Here is a 21,006-nt window from a genome sequence, read left to right on the forward strand (position 1 = left end):
AACATCCATACTATTATTGAGTCACTATGTCCTCTCGTGCGAGCGTTTCTCTACACCATATGATTTGGGCACAGTATCGTTTGCCCTTTCTAAAAGTCATCTTACTCAACTTAGTCAATGCTGCCGTCAGTGTGGGTATCATTGCTTATATCAACCAAACCTTTATCAGTCAGCCCGTGTTCAATACCTTATCGTGGTCGAGCTTAGGGCAGTTTGCTCTGCTCGTGCTGCTGTTGCTCGTGACTACCTTTGTATCGCAATATGCACTCACCCGTTTGGGGCACAAGTTTGTCTATGAGCTCAGAACCAAGCTGGTCAAACAAATCATCGATACCACCGTCCCGCAAATAGACCATTTGGGTAGTGCTCGGTTACTTGCCAGTCTATCTTCAGACATTCAGTCTATTACCGTCGCCTTTGTTCGGATGCCGGAGTTGGTACAAGGCGTTATCTTGTCTGTTGGTGTAGGGTTATATCTGGGCTGGCTGTCGCTACCATTACTACTGATTGTCATGTTTTGGATTGCGATGACGATTTGGATCAGCACTATTTTGGTCAAGCATGTGTATCACCATCTAAGAGCTATCAGAGACATCAACGATGCACTGTATCAAGACTATCAATCGATCATAGATGGTCGCAAAGAGCTGGCGTTAAACCATCACCGCGCCGAACAGATATACACGCATGATTTTTTGGATCATGCAAAATCATACAAAGAGCGCGTCATCAAATCAGACACGTATCATTTATCAGCCGTGAACTGGTCTAACATTATGATGTTCGCCGCGATTGGGGTGATATTTGCCGTGTCAAATTATCTCGGCATCTCGATGGGCATCGCCACCACTTTTTCTTTAACGATTCTATTTATGCAGTCACCGCTGCTCCATGCCGTCGGTGCTTATCCAACACTACAAACGGCTCAAGTCGCCTTAGACAAAATACAGTCGCTAGCACTGGCTGAGTACCAACCTTTATTTAGAACGGACAACACCAGTCAACACTGGCAAACCATCTCGCTAACTGATGTTAACTATCGCTACAATGTTTCCAATAACAGTGTTTCGAATAACAATGCTAGTAATAGCAGTGTCAGTAATAACAGCGTTATCGATGCTCAGACATTAATAGCCAAAGACAGCGATCGCTCTGGTAATATTTTAAAAGACGTCAATCTAACGCTACAACGAGGCGATGTGGTGTTTCTGATCGGGGCGAATGGTAGCGGCAAATCGACACTTGCCAAGATTGTCACAGGCATTTTCACCCCTACCACAGGTGCGGTAACCATCGACAAACAGCCCGTTGATTCACAGAATAATGCTGATTATAGACAGCTATATTCTGCTATTTTTAGCGATCAGCATATTTTTAAGCAATTGATTGGCAGACAAGGACGTCAGCCGGACGAAGCACTGGTCAATGCGTGGCTGCATAAATTGAACTTACAAGACAAAATAAGTGTGGCTGACAACCAGCTGTCTACTGATAAGCTATCGCAAGGACAACGCAAACGCTTGGCCATGCTTATCGCAGTCGCTGAACAAAAAGACATCTTGCTACTCGACGAGTGGGCCGCGGACCAAGATCCTGCATTTCGCCGCGTTTTTTATCAGACCCTGATACCTGAACTAAAAGCGCTGGGGAAAACGCTATTTATTATCAGTCATGATGACGGTTACTTTGAGCACGCTGACCGGTTACTGCTAATGAAACAAGGCCACCTCATTGAGCTCAATGCTGAAGAGCGACAGCGTGCCAGTAAAGATGCCATTGCTATGTTGGCGTAAGTGTTCGCTTAGTACAGAGTCAACCACAGGTAGTAACAGAAGCGGGGCATCTCTTAACAAGATGTCCCGCTTTTTTTGAATAATAATAACTTTTTGCACCCTTTATTTACTTTAATAATCTCTGCAAAAACCCAACGCGAGAAATCACCAAAAAGTCCAATAGCGCAATAATTACAATCGCAATAATAGCGGTTGGGAATATGATAGCCACAACCAGTAAAGGAATGGCGAGCGGCCACCAAACGGTAAAACGCTGCCCACGCGCTGGCGGGTTGAGGCCGCGATACTCACTGGCATGACGCGGACGACGCTGCCACCACATGACATAGCCACTCACACACATGGCAATCACCGATAGACAAAACAGCACATTGGCCAGTAAGCTCCACCAGCCGAGCGTACCCATATGCAGCGCGAGACCTGCCGCCATAAACTTACCAAAGGCATTGTAATCATCATAGCGTATATCCGCCAAGATATTGCCCGAATAGCGGTCGATATGTACCGTGCGATCAGCCGTTGGGCTCTTCATATCATAGCTCATGGAGTCTTGGCTAATCGTCCAGACGCCAGTACTGCCTTGGGGCAGATTTAATTGATAACGCCCGTTGAACCCAATTTCACGAGCAAATCGATCTACGGTATCAATCATAATGGGTATATTAGGCGCAATACCATTCTTCCCCATGGTCGTGCCAGATACTGGCATCGGTGTCAGCTCGAGCACCCAAGGCACCTCTTTGGCTGTACCCGAGTTCAAGACACTGCCATGCGTAGGTACGACAGCGGGCGTCGACCCATGAACGTGTGGCGCGGCATTGGCATTGTCCATATCCATACCCGCATGGTGCTGGCTGTGATCGATAGATACAGGCACTGGTGCCACGCCCCATTTTCCTGCAGGAAACTGACTCCAAGCTTGCACGACTCTCTCGCCCCATACACCTGCCCATGCCATGCCTGATATACAAAAAAACAGCAGCAACACAGATATCCAGCTACCGAGCGTGGCATGAATCGTGCGGATAAATGAGCGTTTTTTCTTATTAGGCGCAGTGTCATTAGGGATAAGCATGGCTTTGATGGATCTGCGTTTTTGCCACCATAGATACCAGCCAGACAATATCAGCAAAATGGTTAATGAGGCAGCAGTCTCTAACAGATAATCACCAAATTTACCCAATAGCAAATCACTATGAATATTGTCAAAGGTATAGTACAGATTGCTATTAGCAGGACGACTATCAACGATGTCAGCGGTATAGGGGTTCACTGCCACCATATTATCGTGATCTACTGACTTGATCTGAAACAAGGCAACCGTATCCGTATCACGCGGTGCAATATATTTTATCAGTGTACTGTCAGGTAGCGTGCTTAGCGCATTTTTTGCTTGCGTCGCGATAGGAGCCTGAACTGTCGATTCTGGCATATCGACAGTTAAGCGGTCATGATCACGGCCTGCGGTGTTGGACATAAACAGCATACCGAGTGCGGTACACGCTAGGATAACTAAAAAAGGCGCGACAAACATCCCTGCATAAAAATGCCAACGCCATACCGTAAAATAGCGTTGGTTGTTGGTAGATTGACGTATGGGTTCGTTCATAAATATGACCTTTAGCAACTCTGATGGCTCGATAAACAACATAGATCTATCAATAGCGGTATTTAACACTACTCACTTATTTGCTTACGCTCAGATATACGCGAGCATGATACGAGAAAAGTCATTTAAACACCATCGGTCATGACAATAATTATCATTTGATATAACATCATTAATCTTAAGATTTTGTTTTTATATACATTAATTTATACCGATCATTTGTCACCTTTAGGCTATCAACACGCCATATCCTTGCCCACGCTCTTTTTAGCGTTTATTCAATTGTAAATTTTAATGATAATTATTATCATTAATGATATGATCCTTTTTATTTTATTCTCGTCATTTGATAATCATTTATAAGAGATATAGTTTATAAGAAATATGATGCTAGGTAACACTCCAGCATCACTCATCACATCAAGGCTCTAGCCTCTCGACCGTCAGACGACAATAAAACATGCTTTGAGCATTATGGTCATACGCGATAAAAAGGAAAAAACTAGATGGCAAAACCTACTCCCAGATTATTAGACGTTGTTGAAAGTACCTACCTGACCCCAAATATGTGCCGCGTCACGCTTGGTGGCACAGGACTGATTGATTTTCCAGCAGATCAAGAAAGCGCCTATATCAAACTGATGTTTCCTCAAGGTGAGGATGCTCGGCCATTGGTACGCACCTATACCGTCAGCGTTCAGCGTGATGATGAGATAGATGTTGATTTTGCATTACATGAAGCTGAAGGGCCTGCATCGATGTGGGCCCGCAATGCTCAAGTTGGTGATCAAATATTAGTTGGCGGTCCTGGTCCAAAAAAACTCATCAACAATGACGCCGATTGGTTTTTATTGGTCGGTGATATGACAGCGCTACCAGCGATCACGGTCAATCTGGCACAATTGCCTGCCGATGCTTGCGGCTATGCCGTGCTTGAGGTGACGACTGAGGCAGACCAGCAATCACTTAAAAAACCAGAGAACGTTGAGATTCACTGGGTGGTCAACAACCATCCAAATGCAGACAGCAGCCCATTACTTGACTGCGTCAAATCACTGACTTGGCTTGAGGGACAGCCCGCGGTTTGGGCGGCTTGCGAATTCCATAGTATGCGTGCACTGCGTCAATACTTCAAAATGGAGCGCGACGTACCAAAGACGCATTTATATGTGTCTAGTTATTGGAAAGTCGATAGCACAGAGGATCAGCATAAAGTGGTGAAAAGTCAGGACGCCCAAACGGCAGATCAATAAATACAGATTTTACATTCAAAAAAAAGGCGTAGCTCATATGAACTACGCCTTTTTTATACATCATCATTTATTATGCTTCGACCACTTTTCCTTCTTTTTCCACTCGGCTAATCGTCACCCCCGTAAAGCCAAACAGCAGTGTTAATAGTAATGACAAATAACAGAAGAATGCATACGGCAAATAATCTAATACCGGCACCCCTAACGCCTGACTGATAAACACCCCGCACACACTCCATGGCACCAATGGATTGATCACCGTTCCTGCATCCTCAATCGTCCGAGACAAATTCTTCGGATGTAGTTGCAGACGCTCAAACGTCGAGCGAAATGCCGTACCAGATAATAAAATACTCAAATACTGCTCACCAATCAGCACGTTAATGCTCAGTGCTGACATTGCTGCCGCAAAGATCGCTCGTCCTGACGTCGTCAATGTGTCCTTAATACCAAATAGCAGTGCTGGCAAAATCCCTAGAGCCGTCAACAGACCACCTAAACTCAGTGCCAATATCACAATCGCCTGAGTAAAGAACATACTCTGTACACCGCCGCGCGATAGCATACCACCCACCTCACCTAACTCTAATGACTCAGCAGGCGCATAACCGGCAAACAAATAACCACCTAATTGACCAAAGCTTGGTGAGCTATGGATATAAGTAATGATGAGTGCCGCTGCAATCGTACAGATAATCGTATAAATCGCATTGACCCGAAACAGGGCTAACCCTACCAATATCACAAAGGGTAATACCGAATAACCATGTACCAAGCCACTGTCTATCAGCTGTCCTTGTAATATGGTCACTTGACTCAAATCAGAACTGGTCGTCTGACCTGAGAACATCCAGAACAGGATGACTGTCAGTATCCATGCAGGCACTGTCGTATACATCATATTACGAATGTGCTCAAACAGATCGATACCCACCACAGAGGACGCAATGGTACAAGTATCAGACAAGGGCGACATCTTATCGCCAAAGAACGCACCTGATACTACCGCACCCGCCGCTATCGCCACATTGGCATCAAAGGCATTACTCATGCCAATAAAGGCCACCCCCAGTGTGGCTGCGGTCGTCAAACTACTCCCCAAGGCGATACCAATAATAGAGGTCAAAATAAAGGCGGAGATATAGTAATACTCAGGTGAGATAAGCTGAAAACCAAAATACATAAGTGTGGGAATGGCCCCTGACATCATGAGGGCGGCAACCATCAGACCAATAAAGAAAAACAGGTAGATGGCACCGATACCGCGCATGACACCTGAGGCCATTTGTGCTTGCATGTCATCAAAGCTCAGACCTTTGGTCATACCAATAGCGAGTAGTACACAGATGGCAAGGATAAGAGACAGATGAGGCACCCAGCCAAAGCCAATCATGGTAACACCCATAATAGCGATGACGATGGCTGAGATAATAAAGGCGAGCTTGGCGCTGATCTGGGTGAGCGGTTTTGGTGGCATGACACATCCTTAAAATGCCAGCTCAGGCTGGCATTAGATTGGGTTTGAATTTGGGAGCGTTAGAGAACTGGTTTGCTAATGAGTAACCGAATAGCTTACGAGTTACTTATCAAGTAACTCATCGGTTTTAGCCGCCATGACGAAGTCATTACGATGCAGACCTTTGATACTGTGTGACCACCATGTGACGGTCGCTTTGCCCCACTCTACCAATATACCGGGATGATGCCCTTCTGCTTCAGCAATGTCTGCCAATTGGTTGGCAAATGCCATCGCTGCGACGAAGTTTTTAAATTTGTACTGACGCTGCAATTGTTGGATGCCATCTACCTCAATCAATGACCAATCAGGAATTTGTGGTAATAGCTCGCGTGCTTCGGCATCGTCGACTTTCGGTGCGCCAATACGGCAGGCTTCGCAGCTGTTTTGTGATAGTGCTGTCATAATAAAATCCTTTTAAGTTTTTTGTTTTTAATAGCTATTTTCTAATACTCGTACATCCATGTTGAAATAGCTGTGTCGCTATTTCAATACTCGGTACTGAAGTGATTGCATTTACGTTTACATTTAAATTTTAACGGGTTTTTTCTGGATAGGTCGGCTCAAATAACCCAAGTGACATCGCCTGCTTGACCGTACCCATGATGTCGCTATCAACGATATCAAATAGCGTATCTAATTCGTCAATCACATAATAAATCGGCTGTATTTGATCAATACGATAAGGCGTACGCAGTACATCAAGCAAATCAAATGCTCGGTGCTCAGGCTGCTGTAGAGACTTAGGCTGTATTTGAGTTTTTGGGTGGGCATACGATGTCTGATCAAGCGCATAGATCGTTTCAGAAGGCGAGCTTAGTATACCGCCGCCGTATATTCTACGGTTTTCAGGCTGACTACCGACCAAGCCAAACTCAATGGTAAACCAATACAGCCGTGCTAAAAACCATCTTTCCTCTTTGGTTGCACTAAGACCAAGCTTGCCATACGTCTCGTTAAAAGCTGCAAATGCTGGATGAGTCAATAGCGGGCAGTGTCCAACGATTTCGTGAAAAATATCCGGCTCTTCGATATAGTCCATGTCCTCAAATCGGCGAATAAACGTCGCGACAGGAAAGGATTTATTGGCGAGTAGTTTGAAGAATTTGCCAAAGCTGATTAATGCAGGCACAGCAGCGGTTTGCCAACCGGTGGTCGCTTGTAGCACCTCATCGATATCATGCAACTGCGGGATATGCGTCGTCGGTAGATTTAGCTTCGTCAAACCTTCTAGATAGGCGGGGCAAGCGCGGTTAGGGATTTGCTCAGCTTGACGCGTAAGCAACGCCTGCCACATTGCATTTTCATCGTCACTATAATGAATATGACCGTTGGCATCTGGCTGATGTGAGATATAGGGCTGCTTTTTATCGGTCGCGTTATGATGAGCAGACGCATCACCGCCCTGCTGATTGGCTACAGAACTATTGGCACCGATGGCTGTATTAGGAGAATCTATCTGTGAGAGGCGTTCCATGCCTGTGTTCCTTTTATCGCAGTGAGTACGTTACCTTTATATCTATACTTGTCAGTAACGTATCTATTGAAAAGTACCTGTTAAAGGGTATCTATTAAGGACAAGCCAAACTCCTTTTGCCTTGTCCGTTTGTTTTTTAAGTTTTTTCTAAATGTAGTGTGATCTACGGCGTTTCTGTTTCTGATTGATTGGTCTCTTGCTGACCGACCGTGCCACGACGTACTTGGTCACGCTCTATTGATTCAAACAATGCTTTGAAATTACCTTCACCAAAACCGTCTGCATAATCGCCTTTACGCTGGATAAACTCAAAGAACACTGGGCTACCCAAGATGGTCTCAGAGAAAATCTGTAGCAGTAGACGCGGTGCGCCGCCCTCTGTTGTACCGTCTAGCAAGATACCGCGCGTTTGCAAGTCAGCGACGTTTTCACCATGGTTTGGTAAGCGCTCGCTAAGCATCTCGTAGTAGGCTGCATTTGGTGCAGTCATCAGTGGAATGCCGGCGGCTTTTAGCATATCGATACTGGCAAACAAGTCATCACTGGCGAGCGCAATGTGCTGAATACCTTCGCCATTGAAATGCATCAAGTACTCTTCGATCTGTCCACCACCCTGCTTGGCTTCTTCGTTCAGCGGAATACGGATTTTGCCATCCGGTGCTGTCATGGCCTTACTGGTCAGCCCCGTGTACTCGCCTTTGATATCAAAATAGCGAATCTCGCGGAAATTAAAGATGCGCTCATAGAATTTTGCCCAGTATGCCATGCGTCCACGATAGACATTGTGCGTGAGATGATCGATGACTTTGAAGCCATATCCGACAGGGTTTCTATCCACATCTGCAAAGAACTCAAAGTCGACATCATAGATAGATTCGCCGTCTTTATAACGGTCAATTAAATAGATCAGTGAGCCGCCGATCCCTTTAATTGCTGGCAGTCTCAGCTCCATCACGCCTGTTGGCACCTCTACGGGCTGCGCGCCCATCTCCACCGCACGCTCGTAGGCTTTTTTGGCATCTTTTACACGAAATCCCATGCTGCAAGCACCAGCGCCATGCTCTTCAACGAAGTAACTGGCTTGGCTTTTTGGCTCGCGGTTTAGGATCAAGTTGATGTCACCTTGGCGATATAGCGCCACGTCTTTTGATCTGTGATTGGCGATATGTGCAAATCCCAGCTGTTTGAATAATGCGTCGACCGCATCAGGCTGAGGGGAAGCGAACTCGACAAAATCAAACCCGTTTAGTCCCATTGGGTTGTCAAATAAATCTGCCATTGCAATCATCCTTAATGTCAATTGGTGATAAAAAGTCGATAAAACGATTGGTAATCAATCTTTATTGTTGACGTTGTATTTATATTAGATTAGCTTTATTTATAAGACTAATTGTTTTTTATGATTTATTTATCAGGTTTACTTATGAATATTAGCATTCGCCAATTGACCGCCTTTATCAAAGTCGCTGACAACGGCAGTTTTACTCGTGCCAGCGAACAGATGTATCTGACCCAATCTGCTGTTAGCGGACTGATCAAAGAGCTAGAGACTGGCCTCGGCATCGTTTTGTTTGACCGTACCACCCGCCAGTTGTCTTTGTCGGCAGTAGGACGACATCTGCTGCCACAAGCGCGGCGTATCTTGAATGAGATGCAGCTGTTCGAAAATGAAGCCAGCAGCTTGACCAGCTTGGCGCAAGGTCAGGTGCGCTTAGCGGTATCGCAGTTTGCAGCATCCTCCCTGCCTGCCGTCATCGCGCAATTTGCCAAGGAATATCCAAATATCGGCGTGTCACTACTGGATTGCTCAGCAGAGAATTTGCTCAAGCATGTTCAAGATATTGAGGTTGATTTAGGGGTTGGGACTGAGCTGGGTTTTATAGAGACTGAAGATGATATCGGTGCTGATCTGTTATACAAGCTGCCATTTTGCGTGGTCATGCCAGACAACCATGCACTGGCGCAAAAAACCGAAATCACTTGGCAGGATTTATTAGATATTCCGCTTATTACCCTACAAGGCCCATTTCTTGAGCAGGTGACTGCCGAGCTGGATGATGCTATTGCCACTCACGTTCAGCAAGCACGCTACAAGGTGAACTTTATGTCCACCGCGCTTGAGATGACGCGCCAAGGGTTTGGCATTACCTTATGCCTCCCCTATATGCCCGAGGTCATCGATTGGGTCAGTGCCAACGGCTTGCAAATGCGCCCACTCACGCAACCAGTAAAAATGCGTCAGTTCTTTATCTATCAGCGCGCCTCTCGGGCATTGTCTCCCGCTACGATTGCCTTTAAGCAGTTTTTACAGACGTACTTTACCACCCACTACAACGACTTGCATCAGTCTGACACACTGGCGATTAAGTGATAAATCATGACTCAAACGCTTCTACTAGATAGATGGGCAGATGCGCAAAAAAAATATTTAGTGATTTATTTGGTTAATTATCCAAGATAGCGCACTCTCGTGTTGAGTTCATCGGCAATTTGCTCTATGATTTTCGGCTGCTTGGTTTATATTCTTATAAGGAAATGGCATGTTTGAACGTATCGATTATTACGCTGGTGATCCAATTTTGGGTCTGATGGAAAAATACTCAGCAGATAACAATCCTAACAAGGTCAACTTAGGCATTGGCATCTATTATGATGAGAATGGCGTACTACCTGTGCTCGACTGTGTGAAAACAGCTGAAGCGCGTATTGCTGATCCTATCTCTCCTCGTCCCTATCTACCGATGGCAGGCTTGCCTGGACACCGCAAAGGCTGTCAGGAATTATTGTTCGGTAAAGACGCTCAAATCTTACAAGACGGTTTGGTCGCGACCATCGCCACTATCGGTGGTTCTGGTGCGTTAAAAGTGGGTGCCGAATTTATCAATCAATGGTTTCCGCAATCTAAGTGTTATGTGAGCGATCCGACATGGGGCAATCATATTGCTATTTTTGAGGGTTCTGACGTAGAAGTCGGTAAATATCCGTACTATGACAAAGCCAACAGCAGTATCAAATTTGATGAGATGATTGCGTTTTTTGAGACATTGAACAAAAATGATGTCATCCTGCTACATCCTTGTTGTCACAACCCAACGGGGCTAGATTTAACCCAAGCGCAATGGGACACGGTACTCAACGTCATCAAAGCACGTGAATTGATTCCATTCATGGATATCGCTTACCAAGGGTTTGGCGAAGACATGGACAGCGATGCTTACGCTATTCGTAAAGCCGTTGAGATGGGCTTGCCACTGTTTGTTAGCAACTCGTTCTCTAAAAACCTATCGCTATATGGCGAGCGCGTTGGCGGTCTATCAGTCGTCTGTCTCACCGTAGACGAAGCCGAGCGCGTATTTGGTCAGCTAAATGCGATGGTACGCCGCATCTACTCAAGCCCGCCATCACATGGTGGTCATGTGGTTGATACCGTCATGAACGATGAAGCACTACATGAGCAGTGGGTTGGCGAAGTCTATGCTATGCGTGACCGTATCAAAGCCATGCGCCTAAAGCTAAAATCGGTACTAGAAGCAAAAATCCCTAACCGTAATTTTGACTACATCACCCGTCAAAACGGCATGTTTAGCTTTACTGGATTGACGCCTGAACAGGTCGAGCGCCTACAAAGCGAGTATGGTATTTATATGGTATCTAACTCACGTATGTGTGTAGCTGGCCTAAATACCAGTAACATCGACTATGTCGCCAATGCAATGGCAGACGTTTTAAAAGACTAAATTCATCAGAAGTAAAGACTAAGAAATGAAAAAAGGCTGAGCGATTGCTCGGCCTTTTTTTGTGCTTAAAGTTTGTCTTATCAATCCGTAAGCAAAAGACACGGCACAAAAAACTTGCAATCAACATATCAATAAATTACATTATACGTAAGTCATTAACTATAACGTAATTAAATTATATTTTTAGCAAGGAGCAAATCATGTCAACGACTGACAGTACTCTCACCTCTTTTATCGACATCAAAGCAGACTCTGACTTTTCCATCCACAATCTGCCTTATAGCATCTTTAGCGACACTAAAGATAGTGCTCGCCGTGCAGGGGTTGCCATTGGCGATCAAGTACTAGACTTGTCTGTACTGGAGTCAGAAGGATTATTGAGTCTAAATGGCGGGCCTTATTTTGATCAGTCGACGCTAAACGCCTTTATTGAATCTGGTCGAGACAATTGGACGCAAGCACGCACGACCATTCAAACGCTACTGTCTAGTGAAAACAGCGACTTGCGTGATAATGCCGATCTGCAAAAAAAGGCGCTATTCAAGCAAGCAGACGTTACCATGCATTTGCCCGTTCAAGTGCCGGGCTTTACCGATTTTTATTCATCGAAAGAACACGCGACCAACGTCGGTACGATGTTCCGCGATCCAAACAATGCCCTGCTACCTAACTGGACCGAAATGCCAGTTGGTTATAACGGACGCGCTAGTACCGTCATCGTCAGTGGAAATGATGTCGTACGTCCCTCAGGTCAGCTAAAGCCCAACCCTGATGACCGTCCTGTTTTCTCTGCCTGTAAGCGCCTAGATTTTGAGCTCGAGACCGCTTTTGTCGTTGGTAAAGGCAATCATATCGGTCAACCAATCGCCGTAGATGAAGCGGCTGATCATATCTTTGGCATGGTACTGCTCAATGACTGGTCGGCTCGAGATATCCAAAAGTGGGAATATGTGCCTTTAGGTCCGTTCAATGCTAAGACGTTCGCCTCGCAAGTTTCTCCGTGGATAGTCACGATGGATGCATTGGCGCCATTTAGCACCGCTTGCCCAACCCAAGAACCCAAGCCGCTTGCTTATCTAAACGAAAAAGACAGTGATAACAGCTTTGATATTAATCTGTCGGTTGAGCTACTGCCTGAAAATGCAGAAACAGCGACAGTTATTTGCGAGACCAATTTTAAATACATGTACTGGTCAATGGCGCAGCAGCTGACGCATCACACTATCACTGGCTGCAAAGTAGAAGTCGGTGACATGATGGGCTCGGGCACAATCTCAGGGCCAACGCCTGACTCTTATGGCTCGATGCTAGAGATTGCTTGGAATGCTACCAAACCCGTAGCACTTGAGGGCGGTGAGTCGCGCACCTTCATCGAAGATGGCGATACCGTCATTATGAAAGGTTACAGCGAAAAAAATGGCGTGCGTGTTGGGTTTGGTGAAGTACGAGGCAAAGTACTGCCCGCGCTGAGCTTTGATTTTAACGAATAATAATGGCATAGAAAAAAGGCGTAGTGACAGTAGATTTGAGCCGTTAGCACAATCATGACATTTGGTCTATTAGTACAGGCATCGTTCCTCTTACATTCACGCTACGCCTTATCAAAAGGAAATTGATATGAGTTTTCAAATTGAAAAAATCCATCATGTGGCCTACCGCTGCAAGGATGCTAAAGAAACGGTCGAATGGTACAAGAAAAATCTCAATATGGATTTTATCTTGGCATTTGCAGAAGATCACGTACCTTCGACTAAAGCCTTTGACCCTTATATGCACGTCTTTTTGGACGCTGGTAATGGCAATGTGTTGGCGTTTTTTGAAGTGCCTAACCAGCCTGAAATGGGCTTTGATCCTAATACCCCAAACTGGGTGCAACACTTGGCGCTAAAAGTCAAAGATCGTGATGAGCTAATGGTTGCCAAAGAGCATCTTGAGGCCGCAGGTATTGATGTCATTGGTGTGACCAATCACGGTATCTTTCACTCGATATATTTCTTCGATCCTAATGGACATCGTCTCGAGTTGACCTATGACGACCCGACCTCAGAAGATAAGGTCTCGATGATTACAGAGGCCATCAAGCAAGACATGCTGGATGAGTGGGCTCGCACCAAACGCGCGCCAGCACATACGCAGTTTTTGCATAGTGATGAATTGGCTGAAGCACGCGATGTTGCGCCTGTCGGAGAGTAACTGCGTCGTCTTTCTACTTGCTACCTTTTTTACATTATCTATCAATCATTACTTTAAAATTAGATAAGTAGTGATCAGTTCAAAATAATGAAGAGATGGCATAGCTTGCGAACCATATTTAACCATCATGAAAGGACTCAATGATGAAAGTAAAATTCCCTTTAGGCATATTCTTAGCGGCCTCAGTTGCGATGACTGGCTGCTCTAACAATGATCAAAATGAACAAGCCTCAAGCGCGGATGTCAATACAGGCGACGTGACGACTCTGAGATTTTCACACTTTATGACGGCCAATGACAATATCAATACCGAAGCATTGGAGCCATGGGCAAAGAAAATCGAAGAAGACTCAAACGGTCGTTTAAAGATTGAGATTTACCCCTCTGCTACTCTCAGTAAGCCGGGTGCCACCTAGGATGCGACTGCAAAAGGCATCGTCGATATTGGTATGCAAGCGCAAGGATATACAGCAGGACGGTTTCCTTTGACGCAGATTGTAGAACTGCCAGGTATCACCAATACCGCCCAGCAGCAAAGCTGTATCCTTCATAAACTCTACGATGAGGGCGTCATCAAAAATGAGTACGAGGATACTCACCTGCTCGCACTCATTGGTACAGGACAAGGCGCCCTTCATACGGTTGATAAACCGATTCGCACGCCAGCGGATATGAAAGGCTTACGTATTCGCCAACCTTCTGCCGTTGCTAGCCACATTATCGAGGCGACTGGTGCCGCACCCGTTGGCATGCCTGCCAGTGATACTTATACCTCACTTCAGCGCGGCGTCATCGATGGATTGAGCTTTACTTGGCAACCCATTCAAGCCTTTCGTCTTGATGAGCTCATCAATACACATACCAACATTCCTTTTTACAACTCTACCTTTGTCATCAGTATGAACAAAGACAAGTATGAGAACTTACCCGATGACCTCAAAAAAGTGATCGATGATAATTCAGGCGCACAGATGGCAGAAAATGTCTCTAAAGTATTTGACGTCAGTAATGCCAAAGCCATGGCTGCCGCCAAAGAAAAAGGCGATATCATGATCGATATCCCTGACCCACTCAATGACCCCGACTGGAAAGGCCCACTGATGGAAGGCTCGCAGCACTATCTAGATGAAGTCAATGCCACTGGTCTAGATGCTAATAATGTATACGAAAAAGCAAAAGCAGCAAGTAGCGCCTGTGTGGTCTAGAGAATGGACTGAATGAGACAACATGAGTAAATAAATCTCTCGACGCGATAACGCGATAGCCAATCAGATTGTAGTTAACATTTTGGCTATGCTATTTGATAGCGCTGCGCGATTGCTAGTATTTGCTCGACTACGTTCTGTTGCTCACTCATTGGTAGTTGCTCTGTGGTTCCAATGATAGTAATGGCATATTCTAGCGGTAGAGCCTCGCTAGCGGTTTTGTCACTACTCGCGGATAGATTGGCAACACTATTGGCAAGATGCGGCAATATCACAGGTATCGTAATGGCATTAATACCCATGAGCATATCACCAGTGACGGTTGCATAGCCTTGGGTACGTATCTTGGCTTGCAGCTGAGCAAAACTCTGCCACTTCTCTGTCATATCTGCTGCGGCATTACTCGACTGCCATTCAGCGGTGACCAATGGCTGAATGACCGCATCAGGTTGATAGCTGGCAAATAATTGCCCCGTGGCTGATGTCGTCAAAGGCATACGTGAGCCGATACGAGTGATGATGCTAATCGGACTGTCTGGTTCAACAGACTGAATAATAATTGGGCCTTCGCTAAACCACTTAGCAATTTGCACGCCGCAATTTAGGGTGTCTTTGATTTCATTGGCCACCTGCGTGAGACGCGCCAAGAGATTGTTTTGACTGAGCTCAGTATGTCCTAATGCTGCCAATGCATTTACTCTATCGCCAAGCCCATAGCGACCATCATCAAGCTTGCGAGCGTAATTTTTGCGAATGAGGCTGACCAAGTAACGATGGGATTTTGCGGGATGCATCTGCATGGTTTCAGCGATATCCTTTAGCATCATAGGCTCATTGCGATCGATCAGCACGTCTAATACCGACAGCCCAATCTCGAGCGACTGAATACCCCCTTGGTTTTTGGTATTAGCGGATTGATCTAAAGCGTTTTTGGCTACTGGCATGATTGGCTCGATTCTAGGGTATCTGTCTAGGTTAAAGGATATATGTCTTATAAAGTAAGGAGACTTGTTTTATAAAATTCAGCGTGGCAAACATACTTATCACTCACAACTTCTCATAATAAGGATATAAACAATGATGACACTTCATGGTTATTTTCGTAGTGGCACTTCTCACCGTACTCGTATCGCCTTAAATTTAAAAGGCTTGGATTACGAGGATATTACCATCAATCTAGCACAAGATGAGCAGTTAGAAGCAGCCTTTAAAGCGATAAACCCGCAAGGGTTGGTGCCTGTCCTACAAGCAGATGACTTAGTATTATATCAAAGTCCAGCCATCTTGGAGTGGTTAGAAGAGGCCTACCCTGAGCACGCTTTATTGCCTCAAGATGCCGCTGGTCGCATGCACGTGCGTGCGCTAAGTGCGATGATTGGCTGCGATATCCATCCGATTAATAACCGCCGTATTTTACAGTACTTACGTAATGAGTTGTCAGTAGATAAAGAGGCAGTCATTGCATGGTGCAATCGCTGGATCAGTGAAGGATTTACTGCCTTAGAGGCACGATTGGCAGCAGATAAAAACCGTGGACAGTTCTGCTATGGTGATAGACCTACTTTTGCAGATTGCTATTTGATTCCGCAGGTTTCTTCTGCACGGCGCTTCGAAGTAGATTTAAGCGCTTATCCTAATATTGTCGCTATTGATACGCATTGTCGCACGCTAAAAGCTTTTACAGATGCTGATCCTATGATGCAGCCTGATGCGCCAAATTATTGATAAATATCAATATATTTAAACCAATAAATTGATAGACACAATACAGCAAAAGAGTGTATATTTAAAAACGACTTAATAAGGATATTATTTCGTTAACTGGTAATTGCAAGTGAGATCGACTCTTAACTACCCTATCACTCAAAGTTTCTTTACAAGGATCCGTATGAAACATGCTACCAAGGCTCTAATAGCAGCAATGGCACTGTGCGTAAGCGCAAGCGCCGTTGCCTCAAGTCACCGTGAAGCTCCTTCTATCACCAAAACCCCAAAAGTCGATGCGTCTGACTTTTATATGTTCAATAGCTATGAGGCTAATCGGGGAGATTACGTCACGATTATTGCCAACTATTTGCCGCTACAAGATGCTTATGGTGGGCCCAACTACTTCGCCTTAGATCCAGATGCACTCTATGAGATTCATATTGACAACAACGGCGATGCTGTTGAAGACATCACGTTCCAATTTGATTTCACTCAAAACCTAAACAGTATTGAAATTGACTCAGATGGCAATCCGTCTACGCCAAAGGTCGCCATTCCTTTATCTAACGCTGGCGATGCCTCACAAGCGGCAAATGTACAAACGAGTGAAGGCTATAATGTCACGATGGTCAAAGGCGATCGCCGTAGCGGCTCGCGAACCTCTTTAGGCAACTTCCAAAAGCCATTCGACTATATCGGAACAAAATCGTTTGCAGACTATCCAACATATGCAAAAAGCTTTATCAAACCTTTGAACTTAGGTAGCTGTGGTCAAGGTCGAGTATTTGTCGGTCAACGTGCTGAAGGTTTTGCTATTGATTTGGGCCGAGTATTTGACTTAGTGAATCTAAACCCATTGGGTTCACGTACTGGCGGAACCAACATACTAGCTGACAAAAATGTCACCTCAATTGCGATGGAAGTGCCAAAATCTTGCCTCGTCAATAATACTAGTAAAGATCCTGTGATTGGTGCTTGGACCACGGCCAGTGTCCGTCAGGCAACCTTAGTGAACCCTTCGCCTGCTTCTGGTATCAGCACCACTGCCAAAAAAGGCGGTGCATGGACACAGGTTTCAAGACTGGGTATGCCACTGGTGAACGAAGTAGTGATTGGTCTCAAAGATAAAGACAAATTTAATGCGTCAGAGCCAAAAGATGATGTGGCGAATTTTGCCCCTTATGTCTTTTATCCTACCCTTCCAGCATTGATCCAAACCTTGTACCCAACCGCACCTGCACCAACGAACTTCCCGCGGCAAGATTTAGTAACCGCATTTTTAACAGGGGTTCCTGGTGTTAATAAGCCAACGAATGCAAATCAAGTACCTGCCGATATGCTGCGCTTGAATACCGATATTGCAGCAGTACCTGCTGCCATGCAAAATGACTTGGGTGTGATTAGTATTATTCCTGGTCAGACCGATGGTCGTCCCAAAACAGATGCCAAAGATACTGCAGGGTTCCCAAATGGTAGACGCCCTGGTGATGACGTTACTGACATTGCATTGAGAGTATCGATGGGTGCCCTATGTCACGCAGGTCTATCCGCTGACGCAACTTGCGTACCTGCTGATGCCAAAGCGGGCAAAGCACTACTCACTGATGGCGCCCTCAAACCTGCTACCGAGTTTGATTCAGCCTTTCCTTATTTGACGACTCCAACCCCAGGTGCCAGATAAGCTGAAACTCAACCAAGGAGAAATACTATGCGCTATATAATGTTAGCCGTATTGATCACTGGATCAGCTGCGCTTTCTGGTTGCTTCAATGATAACGATAGTTCGTCAAATATAGGTAAAAGTGATGTTGCAGTAGACCAAGCAAAAGCTGAACTTGCTGTCAAAAGAACGTCTGACGTGATTGACGCCAGCAATAATCTAGATACCGATGAGCCTCAGGATATTGATCGAATTATACTTCCTGAAGCCAATTTGGCAGAGCCTGTTGCAATAAAAGACCCCAACGCTTCACTATAATATGATGCGAGATAGTTCCAGCACCTGATCAGTCCACTGATTGGGTGTTTCTTTATCTACTGATCTGAGGTGCTTTTTTATGCATTGGATTAAAACGCTTGCCGAATTATTCTTTCTTTTACTCATCAGTAGCCAGCTTGTTCATGCGGCCCCTTTTATCCCCACAAACGATCAACAAGTTCTTGCGACTTTACCTGATAACTCACCACCACCGCGCTACCTTAGCGCTGCTGACTTTGTATCGGATACAGGGTCAAACAACCTTGATCAAACCAGTGAGCTATTAGAACGCGCCTATTTACAAGGTGATCCGCGAGCGTTAGGACAAGCACGCGCACAATTAGATCAGACCACAGATCAAAGTATAGATACCCTAATGCTACAAGCGCGAGCATTTCAATCGGATCACAAATTTGCCAAAGCAGAAGAACTATTAAAGCAAATCTTGAGTCAAGATGCTGCGCATCCAGATGCGTTATTGACACTATCTTCTTTATTGCTCGTCCAAGGTCAATTTACAGAAGCCATGAACTACTGCCAAAAACTCGATGACCCTGCCCTGCGCGTTTATGAGTTGGCGTGTGCCGCTCAAATACAAAGCATGACGGGGGAGCTTGATGCAGCAAAACAAACGCTTAGTGGGCTGGCCGCTATCGCTCCTGGTCTAGACGCATCGACAGCACGCTGGATCTATCTGATTCAAGCAGATGCCGCATTGCGTAGTCAAGATGCCACGCTCGCCAAGCAAGTATTTGACGTCATGGATGATCAAACCGTACCAGCACTTATGGCTCGGGCCGATTGGCTACTGAGTATCGGTGAGTACACACAAGTTCGCGACTTGCTACAAGAGCATACCGATAAAGATGCATTACTATTGCGCCTCATTACTGCTCAAATGAAGCTGAATGACCCCAAAGCTAAGAAAAATTTAGCACTGATGAAAGAGCGCATTGAGGTATGGCAAATACGTCAAGAAAACGCCCATATACGAGAACAAGCAACCTATGCTCTGCTTGCCAATCAAGTGAACTCAGCCCTGCTATTGGCTCAAAAAAACTGGCAACAACAGCGCGAAACAGCAGATATCGAGCTGTATGCCACCGCAGCACTGAGGGCAAGCAGCCAAAAAGATATCGACTTGATACGCCAGTTTATAACCGACACACAGTTTCAATATCCGGCATTGGAACGTGATCTACGCTCGGGGAAACTCAGTGATTGTTTAAACTGCCAAGCGGTACGCAAGCAAGACTCAGCTATCCAAACGCAAAACACATCTGTTAAAAGTACGCCCGTTAGTACAAACGAGCACTCAAGTACACAAGCTACGAATAAGGATGACACTATATGAGCGCGCTTTGCAGACTTGTTTGGGGTCACACTTATCGTTACTTAACCTTACTAATGCTCATGCTCGCCTGTACTTTTAGTCAAGCGCATGAGTCCAGTACCGCTTATTTGAACCTTACTGTTAATGACGCTGATAGTGCCACAAACATTATGTACGATGCTACATACGAGTTATCACTGCGCGATTTGGCATTGCTCGTCGATATAGATCCAAACAAAGACAGTCAGGTCAGCTGGGCAGAAGTGAAATCACAGACGCCGCTTATAGAACAACTCATAACTGCCAAAATAAAGTTAGAAAACGCGGCACAAACGTGTCAAACAGCAAATTTCTCACCACTCGCAATCAATTCACGTGGGGGTTTTAATTATTTATATACCAATTTTGCAGTGAGCTGTGAGCAGCCAATCGATAATCTTGATTACCAGATATTGGCAGGTATTGATGCCAATCATCGCCTAATATTGACGCAAGCAGATTCTGACGCACCCCTACAAGTCCTAACGGTTGGACAAATCCCGTTAGGATCAGAGGCTGATTCTGGCTGGATGGCGACAGCGACAAATTTCTTAAAAAGTGGTGTACATCATCTGCTCATTGGCCTCGATCACTTGCTGTTTTTGTTTGTATTGCTCATTCCTGCAGTATATGTTCGTAAGCAAAAGCAGTTAGTTGCCGTTGCTAATCCAAAAGCGGCGCTACTTGAAGTGTTTTGGATTGCGACATCATTTACGCTCGCGCATTCCATCACATTGAGCTTAGCAGCGCTACAGATCGTCAGTATCCCTGCCCGCTTTATTGAATCTGTCATCGCATTGTCTATTGCGTTTGCTGCACTCAATAATTTGGTGCCAATGCTGCGAGTACGTGCTGTCTATTTGGCTTTCTTTTTTGGTCTCATTCATGGCTTTGGCTTTGCCAATGTGTTGGTAGATTTGCCACTCGCCACAAGCGCACGTGTACTGGCACTACTGAGCTTCAATATTGGTATCGAATTAGGGCAGCTGGTATTTATCGCTTTGGTATTTCCAATAGCATTGTTGCTGCGGCACACGCAATTCTATAAATGGGGGATATTTTATATAGGGTCTTTGATTGGTATTTTAGTGGCACTCTGGTGGTTTTTTGAGCGCGCCTTTTAGATTTAATAGCGCGTTAATTATTGCGAGAGATTGAGTCTTGAT

The 21,006-nt window shown here is 45.3% G+C and carries 17 protein-coding genes and 1 pseudogene; 12 read left to right on the plus strand and 6 right to left on the minus strand.

Annotation, left to right across the window (positions count from 1 at the left end):
• Window positions 1-26 precede the first annotated feature (26 nt).
• Window positions 27-1,793: a multidrug ABC transporter permease/ATP-binding protein gene (locus ACHUET_RS03975; protein ID WP_394210859.1), complete on the plus strand. Its 1,767-nt coding sequence runs from the start codon at window positions 27-29 to the stop codon at window positions 1,791-1,793.
• A 106-nt stretch (window positions 1,794-1,899) separates the two neighbouring features.
• Here the strand turns inward: ACHUET_RS03975 and ACHUET_RS03980 are convergent, their stop codons facing one another.
• On the minus strand, window positions 1,900-3,402 hold the full coding sequence (locus ACHUET_RS03980; protein ID WP_394210861.1) for a PepSY-associated TM helix domain-containing protein: 1,503 nt from the start codon (window positions 3,400-3,402) through the stop codon (window positions 1,900-1,902).
• A 506-nt stretch (window positions 3,403-3,908) separates the two neighbouring features.
• Here ACHUET_RS03980 and ACHUET_RS03985 point away from each other — a divergent pair.
• The gene (locus ACHUET_RS03985; RefSeq protein ID WP_394210862.1) at window positions 3,909-4,655 is read left to right on the plus strand and encodes a siderophore-interacting protein; all 747 of its coding nucleotides are present in this window, start codon (window positions 3,909-3,911) and stop codon (window positions 4,653-4,655) included.
• Window positions 4,656-4,725: 70 nt separating this feature from the next.
• Here the strand turns inward: ACHUET_RS03985 and ACHUET_RS03990 are convergent, their stop codons facing one another.
• The 4 genes from ACHUET_RS03990 to hppD form a co-directional block, all read right to left on the minus strand.
• Complete coding sequence (locus ACHUET_RS03990; protein WP_394210864.1) at window positions 4,726-6,132, minus strand: Na+/H+ antiporter NhaC family protein; 1,407 nt, start codon at window positions 6,130-6,132, stop codon at window positions 4,726-4,728.
• 102 nt (window positions 6,133-6,234) lie between these two features.
• Window positions 6,235-6,576, minus strand: a complete 342-nt coding sequence (locus ACHUET_RS03995) for a 4a-hydroxytetrahydrobiopterin dehydratase (RefSeq protein WP_201602423.1) — start codon at window positions 6,574-6,576, stop codon at window positions 6,235-6,237.
• A gap of 130 nt (window positions 6,577-6,706) precedes the next feature.
• The gene (gene phhA / locus ACHUET_RS04000; protein ID WP_394210865.1) at window positions 6,707-7,648 is read right to left on the minus strand and encodes a phenylalanine 4-monooxygenase; all 942 of its coding nucleotides are present in this window, start codon (window positions 7,646-7,648) and stop codon (window positions 6,707-6,709) included.
• Between the two features lie 163 nt (window positions 7,649-7,811).
• Entirely contained in the window at window positions 7,812-8,927 is a 1,116-nt protein-coding gene (gene hppD / locus ACHUET_RS04005; protein ID WP_238037833.1) for a 4-hydroxyphenylpyruvate dioxygenase, read from the minus strand.
• A gap of 144 nt (window positions 8,928-9,071) precedes the next feature.
• Here hppD and ACHUET_RS04010 point away from each other — a divergent pair, with 144 nt between their 5' ends.
• The 5 genes and pseudogenes from ACHUET_RS04010 to dctP all read left to right on the plus strand — a co-directional run bounded on the left by ACHUET_RS04010 (window position 9,072) and on the right by dctP (window position 14,783).
• Complete coding sequence (locus ACHUET_RS04010) at window positions 9,072-10,019, plus strand: LysR family transcriptional regulator (RefSeq protein WP_394210867.1); 948 nt, start codon at window positions 9,072-9,074, stop codon at window positions 10,017-10,019.
• Window positions 10,020-10,188: 169 nt separating this feature from the next.
• The gene (locus ACHUET_RS04015) at window positions 10,189-11,385 is read left to right on the plus strand and encodes an amino acid aminotransferase (protein WP_394210869.1); all 1,197 of its coding nucleotides are present in this window, start codon (window positions 10,189-10,191) and stop codon (window positions 11,383-11,385) included.
• 200 nt (window positions 11,386-11,585) lie between these two features.
• Window positions 11,586-12,875 carry a fumarylacetoacetase gene (gene fahA, locus ACHUET_RS04020; RefSeq protein ID WP_394210871.1) on the plus strand — a complete coding sequence of 430 codons (1,290 nt, stop codon included), beginning with the start codon at window positions 11,586-11,588 and terminating at the stop codon, window positions 12,873-12,875.
• Between the two features lie 127 nt (window positions 12,876-13,002).
• The gene (locus ACHUET_RS04025; protein ID WP_394210873.1) at window positions 13,003-13,578 is read left to right on the plus strand and encodes a VOC family protein; all 576 of its coding nucleotides are present in this window, start codon (window positions 13,003-13,005) and stop codon (window positions 13,576-13,578) included.
• Window positions 13,579-13,721: 143 nt separating this feature from the next.
• Window positions 13,722-14,783 (plus strand): annotated as a pseudogene (gene dctP, locus ACHUET_RS04030) (TRAP transporter substrate-binding protein DctP).
• 86 nt (window positions 14,784-14,869) lie between these two features.
• Here dctP and ACHUET_RS04035 read toward each other — a convergent pair.
• Window positions 14,870-15,727 carry an IclR family transcriptional regulator gene (locus ACHUET_RS04035; protein ID WP_394210875.1) on the minus strand — a complete coding sequence of 286 codons (858 nt, stop codon included), beginning with the start codon at window positions 15,725-15,727 and terminating at the stop codon, window positions 14,870-14,872.
• Between the two features lie 136 nt (window positions 15,728-15,863).
• Between ACHUET_RS04035 and maiA the strand changes: the two genes are divergently transcribed.
• The 5 genes from maiA to ACHUET_RS04060 all read left to right on the plus strand — a co-directional run bounded on the left by maiA (window position 15,864) and on the right by ACHUET_RS04060 (window position 20,964).
• A complete protein-coding gene (gene maiA, locus ACHUET_RS04040; protein ID WP_394211099.1) occupies window positions 15,864-16,508 on the plus strand; it encodes a maleylacetoacetate isomerase in 645 nt (214 codons plus the stop codon).
• 163 nt (window positions 16,509-16,671) lie between these two features.
• The gene (locus ACHUET_RS04045; RefSeq protein WP_394210876.1) at window positions 16,672-18,171 is read left to right on the plus strand and encodes a DUF4331 domain-containing protein; all 1,500 of its coding nucleotides are present in this window, start codon (window positions 16,672-16,674) and stop codon (window positions 18,169-18,171) included.
• A gap of 27 nt (window positions 18,172-18,198) precedes the next feature.
• Window positions 18,199-18,468: a hypothetical protein gene (locus ACHUET_RS04050; protein WP_394210877.1), complete on the plus strand. Its 270-nt coding sequence runs from the start codon at window positions 18,199-18,201 to the stop codon at window positions 18,466-18,468.
• A gap of 79 nt (window positions 18,469-18,547) precedes the next feature.
• Window positions 18,548-19,822: a tetratricopeptide repeat protein gene (locus ACHUET_RS04055; RefSeq protein ID WP_394210879.1), complete on the plus strand. Its 1,275-nt coding sequence runs from the start codon at window positions 18,548-18,550 to the stop codon at window positions 19,820-19,822.
• The gene (locus tag ACHUET_RS04060; protein WP_394210881.1) at window positions 19,819-20,964 is read left to right on the plus strand and encodes a HupE/UreJ family protein; all 1,146 of its coding nucleotides are present in this window, start codon (window positions 19,819-19,821) and stop codon (window positions 20,962-20,964) included. Before ACHUET_RS04055 ends, ACHUET_RS04060 begins: the two co-directional genes overlap by 4 nt.
• Window positions 20,965-21,006 lie beyond the last annotated feature (42 nt).

The sequence above is a fragment of the Psychrobacter piscatorii genome (genome assembly GCF_043641605.1).
In the GTDB taxonomy this organism is placed as follows: Bacteria; Pseudomonadota; Gammaproteobacteria; order Pseudomonadales; family Moraxellaceae; genus Psychrobacter; species Psychrobacter piscatorii_C.

Excerpts from the sequence above, each read along its gene's own strand:
- ACHUET_RS03975 (WP_394210859.1), top strand. The coding sequence starts at position 27 with ATGTCCTCTCGTGCGAGCGTTTCTCTACACCATATGATTTGGGCACAG.
- ACHUET_RS03980 (WP_394210861.1), bottom strand. The coding sequence starts at position 3,402 with ATGAACGAACCCATACGTCAATCTACCAACAACCAACGCTATTTTACG.
- ACHUET_RS03985 (WP_394210862.1), top strand. The coding sequence starts at position 3,909 with ATGGCAAAACCTACTCCCAGATTATTAGACGTTGTTGAAAGTACCTAC.
- ACHUET_RS03990 (WP_394210864.1), bottom strand. The coding sequence starts at position 6,132 with ATGCCACCAAAACCGCTCACCCAGATCAGCGCCAAGCTCGCCTTTATT.
- ACHUET_RS03995 (WP_201602423.1), bottom strand. The coding sequence starts at position 6,576 with ATGACAGCACTATCACAAAACAGCTGCGAAGCCTGCCGTATTGGCGCA.
- phhA (WP_394210865.1), bottom strand. The coding sequence starts at position 7,648 with ATGGAACGCCTCTCACAGATAGATTCTCCTAATACAGCCATCGGTGCC.
- hppD (WP_238037833.1), bottom strand. The coding sequence starts at position 8,927 with ATGGCAGATTTATTTGACAACCCAATGGGACTAAACGGGTTTGATTTT.
- ACHUET_RS04010 (WP_394210867.1), top strand. The coding sequence starts at position 9,072 with ATGAATATTAGCATTCGCCAATTGACCGCCTTTATCAAAGTCGCTGAC.
- ACHUET_RS04015 (WP_394210869.1), top strand. The coding sequence starts at position 10,189 with ATGTTTGAACGTATCGATTATTACGCTGGTGATCCAATTTTGGGTCTG.
- fahA (WP_394210871.1), top strand. The coding sequence starts at position 11,586 with ATGTCAACGACTGACAGTACTCTCACCTCTTTTATCGACATCAAAGCA.
- ACHUET_RS04025 (WP_394210873.1), top strand. The coding sequence starts at position 13,003 with ATGAGTTTTCAAATTGAAAAAATCCATCATGTGGCCTACCGCTGCAAG.
- ACHUET_RS04035 (WP_394210875.1), bottom strand. The coding sequence starts at position 15,727 with ATGCCAGTAGCCAAAAACGCTTTAGATCAATCCGCTAATACCAAAAAC.
- maiA (WP_394211099.1), top strand. The coding sequence starts at position 15,864 with ATGACACTTCATGGTTATTTTCGTAGTGGCACTTCTCACCGTACTCGT.
- ACHUET_RS04045 (WP_394210876.1), top strand. The coding sequence starts at position 16,672 with ATGAAACATGCTACCAAGGCTCTAATAGCAGCAATGGCACTGTGCGTA.
- ACHUET_RS04050 (WP_394210877.1), top strand. The coding sequence starts at position 18,199 with ATGCGCTATATAATGTTAGCCGTATTGATCACTGGATCAGCTGCGCTT.
- ACHUET_RS04055 (WP_394210879.1), top strand. The coding sequence starts at position 18,548 with ATGCATTGGATTAAAACGCTTGCCGAATTATTCTTTCTTTTACTCATC.
- ACHUET_RS04060 (WP_394210881.1), top strand. The coding sequence starts at position 19,819 with ATGAGCGCGCTTTGCAGACTTGTTTGGGGTCACACTTATCGTTACTTA.